This window comes from Steroidobacter flavus (genome assembly GCF_042651805.1).
In the GTDB taxonomy this organism is placed as follows: domain Bacteria; phylum Pseudomonadota; class Gammaproteobacteria; order Steroidobacterales; family Steroidobacteraceae; genus Steroidobacter; species Steroidobacter flavus.
Window position 1 is genome coordinate 841,437 of record NZ_JBHSDU010000001.1, and the last position, 12,920, is coordinate 854,356.

The window sequence follows — 12,920 nt, forward strand, 5'->3', positions numbered from 1 at the left end:
ATTCAGGGTGCCGATAGACCTGTACTGGCGAGGTACGGTCTGTATAATCGCGCCCCTCTTTGGCGAACGATGTCCGGAACTGTTGAAGCTGTTGGTCCAAGCTGTTGTTTAGGGCCGTGGTTTGAGCCCAAGGCCCTCGCGGAGGCATTTTAGATGGCCGCAAAAAAACCGTCGGCGAAAGCGACGAAGGCCAAGCAACCCGTGGTCAAGAAAGCCCCGGCCGTGAAAGAGCCGGCCAAGGACACCGCGAAAAAGGCGGCGCCCGCCAAGAAAGCGCCCGCCAAGCCGGCGACCGTCGCCCCGGTGCCCCGCCCGACTCCAGCTTCCGCCCACGCTGCAACCAAGGCCGACTCGCGCAGCGAACCGATCAAGCCAGTGGCAGCAGTAGCCGCCCTTGCCCGTGTAGTCGATAAGGCGGCCCACAAGCCGACCCCGAAGCCCAGTGCTAGCACTGGTACCACAGCCGCCCCGGTTGCGGAGAACGACGATGAGTCGCTCACCGAGCCGGCCCCTGCAACCCCTGTGAAGCCAACGAATTCAGCGAGACCCGTGATTTCTCATCCGATTACCAATTCCCAGGACACTGACGCGACCAGCGACAGTGAGGACAGCGAAGGCCAGGAACTCTCGAGCGTCAATCTGTTAGCCGGCCCTCGGAATGTAAAACCTTACATTCCGCGGCGTGGCGAGCAGTACATGAACAAGGAGCAGCTCGAGCACTTCCGACAGATCCTGAACACGTGGAAACGGGACTTGATGCAGGAAGTCGATCGCACCGTACTTCACATGAAGGACGAAGCGGCCAACTTCCCCGATCCGAACGACCGCGCCACCCAGGAGTCCGAGTTCAGCCTCGAGCTGCGCACGCGTGACCGCGAGCGCAAGCTGATCCGCAAGATCGAAGAAGCGATCAAGCGGATCGAAGACGGCAGCTACGGCTACTGTGTCGAGACCGGCGAGGAGATCGGCATCAAGCGGCTCGAAGCCCGTCCGGTCGCGACCCTGTGCATCGAAGCGCAGGAACGCCGCGAGCGCCGCGAACTTCAGTACGGCGACCGCGACGACCGCTATCGCTGATTCGCCCGGTCCTCATGTGACCTACCGGGGCCGGTTCGCACCCTCGCCGACCGGCCCTCTTCACTTCGGCTCGCTGGTCGCAGCTGTCGGCAGTTATCTGTATGCCCGTCAGGCGGGCGGCGAATGGCTGCTTCGTATCGAAGACCTCGACTCGCCTCGCGAGGTCCCCGGCAGCGCCGACTCCATCATCCGCACCCTCGACACGCTCGGTTTCGAGTGGACTGGTTCTATCTTGCGCCAGAGTTCACGCCGCGATGCTTACGAAGCCGCGACGCAACGTTTGTTAAATAACGAACAAGCATTTCATTGCTCGTGTACTCGCAGTGAACTGCAAGCCGCGCAATCTTCCGAAGTGCGTTTGTTTGATACCGATGAGTTGCGTTATCCGGGATGGTGTCGCCTAGGCCCTCGCGCGCCGGAACGCAAGACCGCCGTTCGTTTATTTGTGACCCGAGGGGAAACCGCAGTTACGGATTTGCTGCAAGGACGGTTCACTGTTGATGTGTCAGCAGAAGTGGGAGATTTCGTTATTCGTCGCCGGGATGGGCTGCACGCCTACCAACTCGCGGTGGTGATCGACGACGCCTTCCAGGGGATTACCGCGGTCGTGCGCGGAGCCGATTTGCTACACAGCACACCTCGACAGGTGATATTGCATCGCATGTTAAATCTGGTGGTACCGGACTACGCACATTTGCCGGTAGTAACAGATGCTAATGGGATCAAACTGTCGAAGTCGGCAGGCGCTGCAGCAATCGATATCGACCGTCCCACTGGGGAAGTGTGGCGGGCGTTGGAGTTTCTGCAGCAAGCGCCGCCTCCTGAACTGCGTCGCGCCGGGTTGGCGACGTTGTGGGAGTGGGCAATAAAACACTGGCAACCGAAACGTTTGAACGGACAGCGTCAGGCAACGATCCGGGTCGGACGCGAGGATGGACTAATATGAATGCGCTAGAAACAAGATTGGCTTCTAGCTCTGAGCTGCATCGGGGAGCAGTGATGAGCGAGCCGAAATTCGACAACAAGCAGGTCGACACCAAGCAGGAGAATGCGACGAATCAAACCAATCAATCCAAAGACGGACAAACCAGAGTCGTCAAGAAATATCCCAACCGCCGGCTCTACGACACCGTCGAGAGCCGCTACATCACCCTCGCCGACATCCGCCGCCTGGTGATGGAGAAAATCGACTTCGTCGTCATCGACAAGAAATCCACCGAGGACATCACCCGCTCGATCCTGCTGCAGGTGATCGCCGAACAGGAGCATGCCGGCGAACCGCTGATGAGTCAGGATTTCCTGTCACAGGTGATCCGCTCGTATGGCGGAGCCATGCAATGCCTGGTGGGAAGTTATCTGGAACAGAGCCTCAAGATGCTGTCGAGCCAACAGCAGCAAATGAGGGAGCATATGCGAGGCGTATTCGGCAACGATGCCTACGACAGCATTGCCACGCTGACGCAACAGAACATCGAGCGATGGCGCTCGGTGCAAGACGATATTTTCAAAGTGATGAGCGGAGCGGCGACGGCAGCCCGCAAAGAACAGCGCGCAGAGGATACGGAAACCGACTCGCGTGCCTGAGTAACCAGTCTTTCGACCGGAGGCAGTGGCCACTGCCTCCGGTCCGATTCCCAGTGTCCCGATCTATATAACTTTAGGCAGCGTCGACGTTGCGCATGCTCAGACGCACGCGGCCCTGACGGTCGACTTCCAGCACCTTCACGCGCACCACGTCGCCTTCCTTCAGCTTGTCGCTGACGCGCTCGACGCGCTCTTCGGAGATCTGCGAGATGTGCACCAGGCCGTCCTTGCCCGGCAGGATGGTGACGAAGGCGCCGAAGTCCATCAGACGCGCCACGCGGCCTTCATAGACGCGACCCACTTCGACCTCTGCGGTGATCAGCTCGATGCGACGCTGCGCCTCACGGCCCGATACGCCGTCCACGGACGCGATCTTCACGGTGCCGTCGTTCTCGATGTCGATGGTGGTGCCGGTCTCTTCGGTGATGGCACGGATGACCGCACCGCCCTTGCCGATGACTTCGCGGATCTTCTCCGGATCGATCTTGATGGTGATGATCGAAGGCGCCCACTCGGACATCTGCGCGCGGGCTGCGGGGAGGATCTTGTCCATCTGCTCGAGGATGTGCAGACGGCCGGCCTTCGCCTGATCCAGCGCCACCTGCATGATCTCCTTGGTGATACCGTTGATCTTGATGTCCATCTGCAGCGCGGTCACGCCGTCGCGGGTACCGGCCACCTTGAAGTCCATGTCGCCGAGATGATCTTCGTCACCGAGGATATCGGTGAGCACCTGGAACTTGTCGCCCTCCTTCACCAGGCCCATCGCGACGCCCGCGACCGAGGCCTTGATCGGCACGCCCGCGTCCATCAGCGCCAGGCTCGAGCCGCACACGCTGGCCATGGAGCTGGAGCCGTTCGACTCGAGAATTTCCGAGACCACGCGGATGACGTACGGGAAGTTGGTCATGTCCGGCATCACGGCGCTGATGCCGCGACGAGCCAGGTTGCCGTGACCGATTTCGCGGCGCTTCGGCGAGCCCATCATGCCGGTCTCGCCGACGCTGAACGGAGGGAAGTTGTAGTGGAACATGAACGGCTCTTTGCGCTCGCCGGTCAACGCATCGATGATCTGAGCGTCGCGGCCAGTGCCGAGCGTCGTGGTGACGAGTGCCTGCGTCTCGCCACGAGTGAACAAAGCGGAGCCGTGGGTACGCGGCAGCACGCCGGTCTTGATCGTGATCGGACGCACCGTCTTCATGTCGCGGCCGTCGATACGCGGCGCGCCAGTGATCACGCGATCACGCACGATGCGATATTCGAGGTTGGCGAATTCCTTGGAAACATCGCCGGCGGTGAACTGCGGAGCATCGCCAGTCGCCAGCGCGGTGAGCGCGGCGGCCTTGATTTCCTGCACGCGGTCGCGACGCTTCATCTTGTCGGTGACCTGATAGGCCTCGCTCAGCGCGCTCTTTGCACTGGCGGCGACAGCGGCTTCCAGCGCGGTGTTGGCCACCGGCGGCGCCCAGGCCCAGGCGGGCTTGCCGGCTTCGGCCTTGAGCTCGTTGATCGCCTTGATCGCGACCTGCATCTGCTCGTGGCCGAACACCACGGCGCCGAGCATCACTTCCTCGGACAGACGATCGGCTTCGGATTCGACCATCAGCACCGCTTCGGCCGTGCCGGCGACCACGAGGTCGAGCTTGGAGGTCTTGAGCTGCTTGGCGGTCGGGTTCAGCACGTACTGGCCGTCGATGTAACCGACCTTGGCGGCGCCGATCGGGCCCATGAACGGCACGCCGGACAGCGCCAGCGCGGCGGAAGCACCGAGCATCGCCGGGATGTCGGCATCGATTTCAGGATTGAGCGAGACCACGGTCGCGACCACCTGGATCTCGTTGAAGAAGTGCTCGGGGAACAGCGGGCGGATCGGGCGATCGATCAGGCGCGAGGTCAATGTTTCTTTTTCGCTGGGGCGGCCTTCACGCTTGAAGAAGCCGCCGGGGATGCGACCCGCGGCGTAGGTCTTCTCGACGTAGTTGACGGTCAGCGGGAAGAAGTCCTTGTTCGGATCGGCCTGCTTGCGGCCCACCGCGGTGACCAGCACCACGGTATCGCCCATCGTCACCACCACCGCGCCGTCGGCCTGGCGGGCCATCTCTCCGGTTTCCAACGTGACTTGATGCTGACCGAAGGCGAAGGATTTTTTAATAGCGCTCACGATGGTTCCTACTGATATGGATGGCTCAGCAGCTCATCGCGCAACACGAGGGCGCAAATTGGCCGAGACACGAAATGGCATTTGAAGAATCGAGGCTGCGAACGGAACACATGACGGTTCGTACGCGATCGGGAGGCGAGCCGGCGAAAGATATTGTCCGGCTCGCCTCCAAAGCGGATTAGCGCCGCAGACCGAGGCTGCTGACGACAGCGGTATAGCGTTCCGGCGCGGTCTCTTTGAGGTAGTCCAGCAGCTTGCGGCGCTGGTTCACCATCTTGAGCAAGCCACGGCGGGAGGCGTGATCGCTCTTGTGAGCGCTGAAGTGCTCGCCCAGGCCATTGATGCGCGCGGACAGCAGCGCGATCTGGACTTCCGGCGAACCGGTGTCGTTGGCGTTACGGCGGTATTGGGCGACGATTCCGCCCTTCTGATCGGTCGACAAAGACATCTGCTTTACCTCGGTGCGGCGTACGAATCGCCGCGTGAAGAACTCAAACCGCCACAGTGGCGGCTTTTGAGAGGCGCGCATTGTACCCGCGCGGCCCGGAATCTCAAGTAAAACCGCGAATTAGGGCACTGACACGAACAACCGTGCAGGCTTGACCCGCCCGCCCGGCTGGCCTTCGCCCAGGCCCAGGAAACGCCCGGCCGCGCCATAAAGTCGCACTTCGCTCAACGGCGCCTCGGCTTGCCCGGCCACCGTGCGACCGAGCAGCAGACTTTGCTGAGCGGCGGCGTCCAGATCCACGCGCGGCAGGTCGGCAAACGCTGTATCCACCGGCAACAGGCGCCCATTCAGCTGCTCCGGCGTCTCGCTCGACAACGCCTCCAGCGTGAACATCGGCAGCTCGCCGAAGGGATCCACCGACAGCCGGCGCAGGCCTTTGACATAGCCTAGCGTGCCGAGCTTCACGGCCACATCGGCAGCGAGGGTGCGGATGTAGGTCCCCTTGGAGCAATACACGTCGAATTCGAGCTGATTGGCAGCCAGGCCCTGCTCGGTGCTCACGCGCGCGATCTTGTGGATCACGATGTCCCGGGGCGGCCGCTCCACCGACTCGCCTTTGCGAGCCAGCTCGTACAGGCGCTTGCCTTCGAACTTCAGTGCGGAATGCATCGGCGGGATCTGCTGCTGGTTGCCCAGGAAGCTGGCCAGCGTCGCGTCGACCCCGGCGACGGTCAGCGCCGGCACCGGCGCCCGCTCGATCACTTCGGTCTCGCCATCGCCCGAGGGCGTCAGCTCGCCGAGCTGCACCAGGACCCGATAGGTCTTGCCGGAGTTCAGCAGACGCCCGCAGACCTTCGTCGCCTGCCCGAAGCACACGGGCAGCAGGCCCGAGGCCAGGGGGTCGAGACTGCCCGCATGGCCCGCCTTGAGCGCGCCATAGAGCACCCGAACCTGCTGGAGCGCGGCGTTCGAGGACACGCCGAGAGCCTTGTCGAGCAGCAGGATGCCGTCGACTTCACGGTGGAAGCGCTTCATTGATCTCGCTTGTCAGCGCCTGGGCGACGACGGTTCGTCGTCGTCCTCGTCCGAGTCGTAATGACCGTCGTCGTCCGCTTCGGCGGAGGACTCGGATTCGGCGGCCGGCTCCTCATCGACGTGCCGGGCCTCGTCATCCTTCACCGCCTTGTTGATCAAGGCGGACAATCGCGCGCCGCTCTCGATCAGCTCGTCCTGGACGAAGCGCAGTTCGGGGCTATGGCGAATGCCCAAGGCGCGACCTAGCGGGCCCCGGAGCATGTCCGAGGCCTGCGTGAGGATCTGCTGAGCCAGCAGCGGGTCCGCTCCCAGCACCGAGTAATAAATTTTCGCGTAGCTCAAATCGCTCGACATGCGCACGTCGGTCAACGTGATCATGCCGAGCCGCGGGTCGCGCAGCTCGCGTCGGATCAACTCGCTCAGGGCGCGTTGAATCTGCTGGCCGACCCGCTTGGCACGGGGGTAAGACTTTGTCGACATCAAACCTCGTCAAGCATCGAGCGTGCGTGCCACTTCGACGCGCGAGAAGCACTCGATCTGGTCGCCCACCTGCACGTCGTTGTAGTTCTTCACGCCGATACCGCACTCGGTGCCGGCACGAACTTCATTGACGTCGTCCTTGAAGCGACGCAGCGACTCGAGACCGCCTTCGAAGATCACCACGTTATTACGCAGCACACGGATCGGATTGTTCCGGCGGACATAGCCGTCCGCGACGATACAGCCCGCGACCGTGCCGAACTTGCTGGAACGGAACACTTCGCGCACCTCGGCGAGGCCCACGATCTGCTCCTTCACTTCCGGCGCCAGCATGCCCGTCAGCAACGCACGCATGTCGTCGATGGCTTCGTAAATGATGCTGTAGTAGCGAACGTCGATGCCCGCTTCCTTGATCATCGAGCGCGCCGAGCTGTCGGCACGCACGTTGAAGCCGATGACCCGGGCGTTCGACGCCTGCGCCATGGTGATATCGGATTCGGTGATACCGCCGACGCCGCTGCCGATGACCTTGACCGCCACCTCGTCGGTGGACAGCTTGGTGAGCGAGTCTCGCAACGCTTCCGCCGAGCCCTGCACGTCCGCCTTGATGACGACATGCACGGTCGCGACCTTGCCATCGCCCATCTGCGACAACATGTCCTCGAGCTTCGCCGGGCCCTGCTTCGCGAGCTTGGTATCGCGGAACTTGCCCTGACGATACAACGCCACTTCGCGAGCCTTGCGTTCGCTCTCGACCACCAGCAACTCATCGCCGGCATTCGGCGCGCCCGACAAGCCGAGCACGACGACTGGCAACGACGGACCCGCTTCGGTCACAGGTGCGCCGGTCTCGTCGAACATCGCACGAACGCGACCGAACTCGGTGCCCGCGATGATCGGATCGCCCGGCTTCAGCACGCCGCGCTTCACCAGCACGGTAGCGACAGCACCGCGGCCCTTCTCCATGCTGGACTCGACCACGACGCCGGCCGCGAGGCCCGAACGCGTTGCCTTCAGATCCAGCACTTCCGCCTGCAACAGAATCGTATCGAGCAGGTCGTCGATGCCCGCGCCGGTCTTGGCCGACACGTTTACAAACATCGTGTCGCCGCCCCACGCTTCCGGCAGCACGTTGTGCTTGGCCAGATCGTTCCGGACCTTCTCCGGATCGGCATCGTGCTTGTCGACCTTGGTGATCGCGACCACGATCGGTACTTCAGCCGCCTTGGCATGCTGAATCGCTTCGATGGTCTGCGGCATGACGCTGTCATCCGCGGCGACCACCAGCACGACCACGTCCGTTACCTGAGCGCCACGAGCGCGCATCGCGGTGAACGCGGCGTGACCCGGCGTATCGAGGAACGTGATGACGCCCTTCGGCGTCTCGACGTGATACGCACCGACGTGCTGCGTGATGCCGCCCGCTTCGCCCGCCGCCACTTTGGTGCGACGGATGTAGTCCAGCAGCGAGGTCTTACCATGGTCGACGTGACCCATGATGGTGACGACCGGCGGACGCACCTCGAGCTCATGCGAGGAATCGGTGGCCTGCAACTCGTCTTCGATCGCGCTCTCTTTGTGGAGCACAGCCGTGTGACCAAGCTCTTCCACCACCAGCACCGCGGTGTCCTGATCGATGGGCTGGTTGATGGTGGCCATCACGCCCATGTTCATCATGACCTTGATGACTTCGTTGGCCTTCACAGCCATGCGCTGAGCGAGCTCGCCGACGGTGATCGTCTCGCCGATCTGCACATCGCGCTTGACCGGGGCGGCCGGACGCTCGAAGCCATGCTGCTGACCGACGTTGATCTGCGTCGGACGACCGCGCGAACGCGCACTGGTCGCAGCCTGCTGTTTCTTTTTCTTGAAACGAGCACTGGCGTCGCTCGACACGTGCAACTCAGCACGCTGCGGACGATCGGCGGCACCGCCACCTCCGCGCTTGCCACCACCACCGCCACCGCTGCGTTCCTGCACGCGCGGCGGAGCCGCAGCGGCAGCCTCTTGCTGCTTGCGTTCGGCTTCGGCACGCGCCGCAGCTTCGGCCATGCGACGTGTTTCGTCTTCGGCGGACTGACGGGTTTCCTCGTCGGCCATCCGGCGAATCTCGTCCTCGAGCTTCTTCTGCTCGCGAGCCGCGAACTCACGCGCTTCCGCTTCGGCCTGCTCTTTCTGCAGACGAGCCGCTTCCTGGCGTGCCACTTCGGCCGCCGCTTCAGCCGCTGCTTGCGCTGCCTTCTCCGCTTCGGTCTGTGCGGCGTTCTGAGCTGCGAGCGCAGCCGCTTGCGCCGCCTGAGCGGCAGCCGCCGCTGCGTTCTGAGCTGCAATCGCCGCTTTTTCAGCAGCCGCGCGTGCAGCCGCTTCTTCAGCAGCAGCGGCAGCGTGACGCTCGGCGGCTTCATCGGCCGCGGGCGACGACGGACCGCGCGTCTGCGCCTGCTCTTCGAGCACGCTGCGATTCAGATACGTCTTCTTGCTGCGCACTTCGACGTTGACCATGCGCGCACGGCCCTGCGACGAGGCGACTTTGATTTCGCCCTGGGACTTGCGCTTCAACGTGATCTTGCTGGGCGCAGCCGTGGCCTGCTTGCTCCCGTGCGCACGGCGCAGGAACGTCAAGAGCTCCATCTTGGCGTCGTCGCTGATCGTGTCATTCGCGCCGGAGACTTGAATCCCGGCTTCATCGAGCTGCGTCAGCAGCCGCTCGACGGGTACTTTCAGTACCTCGGCAAACTGGCTAACAGTCACATCCGCCATATACGCCCTCCCGACCCGCTACTAATTACGACCCCGCTCAAGCCTGTTGCCCCGCGGAGTCGAACCAGTGCTTACGCGCCGCCATGATGAGCGCGCCCGCGCGCTCGTTATCCACGCCTTCGATCTCCGTCAGGTCATCGATCGCCTGCTCGGCGAGATCCTCACGCGTCACGATGCCTCTGCTGGCGAGCTTCCGCGCCAGATCGTCGTCCATGCCGTCCACCTGCAACAGATCGTCCGCAGGCTCGGTGCTGTCGATCTCTTCCTCGCTCGCGATCGCCTGCGTCAGCAGCACGTCACGGGCGCGGTTACGCAGCTCCTTGATGATGTCCTCGTCAAACTCTTCGATGTTCGCGAGCTCCGAGGCCGGCACATAGGCGATCTCTTCGATGGTCGAGAAGCCTTCCTGCGCCAGGATCTGCGCCACGTCCTCATCCACGTCCAGCTGCTGCTTGAACAGGTCGATGAGCTTCTGCGACTCGCCTTCGCTCTTGGCTTCGGCGGCCTGCTGCGTCATCACGTTCAATTCCCAGCCGGTGAGCTCGCTGGCCAGACGAATGTTCTGACCGCCGCGACCGATGGCCTGCGACAGCTTCTCTTCCGTCACCGCGATATCCATGGAGTGCGAGTCCTCGTCGACGACGATGGACACGACTTCCGCCGGCGCCATCGCGTTGATCACGAACTGCGCCGGATTCTCGTCATAAGGAATGATGTCGACGCGCTCGCCGGCGATCTCGTTCGACACCGCCTGCACGCGCGAACCGCGCATACCGACGCAGGCACCGACCGGATCGATGCGGCTGTCGTTGCTCTTCACCGCGATCTTGGCGCGAACGCCGGCATCGCGAGCGGCACCGAGGATCTGGATCAGACCCTGGCCGACTTCCGGCACTTCGAGCTTGAACAGCTCGATCAGGAATTCTGGGGCCGTCCGAGTCAGAAACAACTGCGGGCCACGCTGCTCGGAGCGCACATCCGCGAGATACGCCTTGACGCGATCCTGCGAACGGATCGGCTCGCGAGGAATCATCTGATCGCGCGCGATGAAGCCTTCGGCATTGCCGCCGAGGTCCACGAACACGCCATTGCGATCGACGCGCTTGACGATGCCGGACACCAGCGTGCCCTGGCGCGCCTTGAATTCATCGACAACCTGCGCCCGCTCGGCCTCGCGCACCTTCTGCACGATGACCTGCTTGGCGGTCTGGGCCGCGATACGGCCGAAGGCGACCGACTCCATCGGCACTTCGACGTAGCCGCCAACTTCGGCATCCGCGGAAATGTCCTTGGCGTCTTCCAAACGTAATTCGCTGTCCGGGAATTCCAGCTCGGTGGAATCGTCCGCGAATACCTTCCAACGACGCCACGTGTCGTAGTCGCCGCTCTTGCGGTTGATGGAGACGCGCACGTCGATGCCCTCGCCGTGACGTTTACGGGTCGCGGACGCGAGCGCGGCTTCGAGCGCCTCGAAGATGATTTCCTTGTCGACGCCCTTCTCGTTGGAGACTGCGTCCACCACCATCAGAATCTCTTTGTTCATCGTGCGAACTCCGCTATACGCTTACCGCGACTCCCGTCGCTCATACGTCATACGTCCGGGATCAACCGCGCCCGGTGAATGTCTTCGATCGGCAAGCTCACCTCGCCGCCGTCCGTCTCGAGCGTAATCTCGCTCTCGCCTACCTTTTGCAAGCGCCCCTGAAACCGCTTGCGGCCATTGATCTGCTGAATCATCTCGACCTTGACCCGCTCGCCCGCAAAGCGCGCGAAATGGGCCTGAGTCCTGAGCACCCGATCCAGCCCCGGCGAGGACACTTCCAGGGTGTACTCGTTCGGAATGGGATCGGCCTCGTCCAGCACGGCGCTGACGGCCCGACTCACCTTCTCGCAATCGTCCACGGAAATGCCGTCCGGGCTATCGATGTACAGCCGCAACAGCCCACCGCCGGCGCGCGGCGCGTACTCGATTTCCCACAGCTCGTAACCGAGATTGGCCACGACCGGGCCGAGCAGCTCGCCCAGCTGATCTCGCAGCATCGGTCACCTCCGGTTTGACTGTGGGGGCCCTCGGTGGCCCCATTCCGGCGCTTGTTACCCGCGCCGGAAGAGCTCCGCCGGGCCGGTTTTTACCGTCGCCGAAACGAAAAATGGGCCCCAAGGCCCATTCTCACTCTCCGTCCCTTCCTGCCAGGCGGCCTTGGCGGCGCCCAACTCCCCTCAGAAGCGAAAAAGGCCCTTCAAATCGGGCCCTTTCATACCCGGACACCTTATATATGCCCGGAAGCGCTACCTACAACCCCTGTCGGGACGGCTGACACCTGTTACCAGGAGGAGACGACCTTCAGGGGCCGCGGAGTTTAAGGTGGGGGGTGGGGGGATGGCAAGCGGGACCTAGCCACGATCTTTCCGCCTGGCCTGATCCGGGCGCGTCAATATGTCCAAAGAATCTGCTTCGCGACGGGACGCCTTTAGCGCCCTTCGTACCCAACCAGTTACAGCCACTTGCTTCGTCCACGTGTCGGGATTCGTCGCGCTATATCCCTCGCCATAGAACCGCTGCATGATCTGTGGAAGGAAATTCAAAAGCGAGCTGCCGCTGGTATTCACAACGGACACGACGTTTCCTGTCGGCGCACCTATATGCCGCCTGAAAGCCTCACGCCGGACCAGCACATCGTCAACAGAAAGGTCACGGTAGTCATCTCCAAACAACTGACGATATGCATCCAAGTGCTCAGGCCTGAACCAATAAGAAGTTACCCAACAAGGAACGGAGTCGATATGGATGTAATCGCAATACTGCCCTCTTTTTGAGAGATAGATGTAATCTTCGTCGGCATACGAGACCCACTCCAATCGAGCTCCATCGCGGCTCTTCCGGTACAACGGCATGCCGTGATAGACCACCTCCAGCAGCGACTGGATGTAGCTCTCCAAAACCAACATCTGCGAGCGAAGGAACTCACCAACCACGCCCTCCTTTCGCGAGCGACCTCTTTCCCGGTCAAAGCAAGCACGATCTATCTCCTCTGGCGGCGTCCATTCTTTTCCGAACCAATACAGAATGGACATATAACCGTCGAATCTTCTGGCCCCGGGGCGAACCATTGCCGTCAACTTTTCCAATATCGCCCAGGCCAGCTCGGTGTATTCCAGCGCCGACGGCTCACTGATTCCCTTGCTTTGCTGAAGCAGCGGATTTGCGTCTTGTGCATCTGCCATCCCCAGCGCCGACTTACAAACCCAGATCGCAAACAATTCAACATTGCTACGGGCAAGGCGCCGCAGGCGGGCGACATCGGCATTCGTCAGATCAGCGCGACGTTTGTTCTGCATGTTTTGGTCTCCTGAGTGGACTGTATCCGAGTACCG

Annotated in this window: 11 protein-coding genes; 3 read left to right on the forward strand and 8 right to left on the reverse strand. The window is 62.3% G+C overall.

The window, feature by feature from the left end:
* Positions 1 to 153: 153 nt before the first annotated feature.
* From dksA to phaR, 3 genes are read left to right on the forward strand one after another with little or no spacing between them, the layout of a single operon-like run.
* Positions 154 to 1,077, forward strand: coding sequence for an RNA polymerase-binding protein DksA (gene dksA / locus ACFPN2_RS03290; protein WP_380594933.1), 924 nt, complete (start codon positions 154 to 156; stop codon positions 1,075 to 1,077).
* Positions 1,078 to 1,093: 16 nt separating this feature from the next.
* Positions 1,094 to 2,023 (forward strand): tRNA glutamyl-Q(34) synthetase GluQRS, encoded by a 930-nt coding sequence (gene gluQRS / locus ACFPN2_RS03295; protein ID WP_380594935.1) that lies wholly within the window; start codon positions 1,094 to 1,096, stop codon positions 2,021 to 2,023.
* Positions 2,024 to 2,076: 53 nt separating this feature from the next.
* Positions 2,077 to 2,661, forward strand: coding sequence for a polyhydroxyalkanoate synthesis repressor PhaR (gene phaR / locus ACFPN2_RS03300; RefSeq protein ID WP_380594937.1), 585 nt, complete (start codon positions 2,077 to 2,079; stop codon positions 2,659 to 2,661).
* 73 nt (positions 2,662 to 2,734) lie between these two features.
* Here phaR and pnp read toward each other — a convergent pair whose 3' ends face one another.
* The 8 genes from pnp to ACFPN2_RS03340 form a co-directional block, all read right to left on the reverse strand.
* Positions 2,735 to 4,822 (reverse strand): polyribonucleotide nucleotidyltransferase, encoded by a 2,088-nt coding sequence (pnp, locus tag ACFPN2_RS03305; protein ID WP_380594939.1) that lies wholly within the window; start codon positions 4,820 to 4,822, stop codon positions 2,735 to 2,737.
* 178 nt (positions 4,823 to 5,000) lie between these two features.
* Entirely contained in the window at positions 5,001 to 5,270 is a 270-nt protein-coding gene (rpsO, locus tag ACFPN2_RS03310; RefSeq protein WP_129779180.1) for a 30S ribosomal protein S15, read from the reverse strand.
* A 120-nt stretch (positions 5,271 to 5,390) separates the two neighbouring features.
* Positions 5,391 to 6,305 carry a tRNA pseudouridine(55) synthase TruB gene (gene truB / locus ACFPN2_RS03315; protein ID WP_380594942.1) on the reverse strand — a complete coding sequence of 305 codons (915 nt, stop codon included), beginning with the start codon at positions 6,303 to 6,305 and terminating at the stop codon, positions 5,391 to 5,393.
* Between the two features lie 12 nt (positions 6,306 to 6,317).
* Positions 6,318 to 6,785, reverse strand: a complete 468-nt coding sequence (rbfA, locus tag ACFPN2_RS03320; protein WP_380594944.1) for a 30S ribosome-binding factor RbfA — start codon at positions 6,783 to 6,785, stop codon at positions 6,318 to 6,320.
* Between the two features lie 9 nt (positions 6,786 to 6,794).
* The gene (gene infB, locus ACFPN2_RS03325; RefSeq protein ID WP_380594946.1) at positions 6,795 to 9,545 is read right to left on the reverse strand and encodes a translation initiation factor IF-2; all 2,751 of its coding nucleotides are present in this window, start codon (positions 9,543 to 9,545) and stop codon (positions 6,795 to 6,797) included.
* 37 nt (positions 9,546 to 9,582) lie between these two features.
* Positions 9,583 to 11,088, reverse strand: coding sequence for a transcription termination factor NusA (gene nusA / locus ACFPN2_RS03330; RefSeq protein WP_380594949.1), 1,506 nt, complete (start codon positions 11,086 to 11,088; stop codon positions 9,583 to 9,585).
* A gap of 47 nt (positions 11,089 to 11,135) precedes the next feature.
* On the reverse strand, positions 11,136 to 11,585 hold the full coding sequence (gene rimP, locus ACFPN2_RS03335; protein WP_129779170.1) for a ribosome maturation factor RimP: 450 nt from the start codon (positions 11,583 to 11,585) through the stop codon (positions 11,136 to 11,138).
* Between the two features lie 354 nt (positions 11,586 to 11,939).
* Positions 11,940 to 12,884 (reverse strand): hypothetical protein, encoded by a 945-nt coding sequence (locus ACFPN2_RS03340; protein WP_380594952.1) that lies wholly within the window; start codon positions 12,882 to 12,884, stop codon positions 11,940 to 11,942.
* Positions 12,885 to 12,920 lie beyond the last annotated feature (36 nt).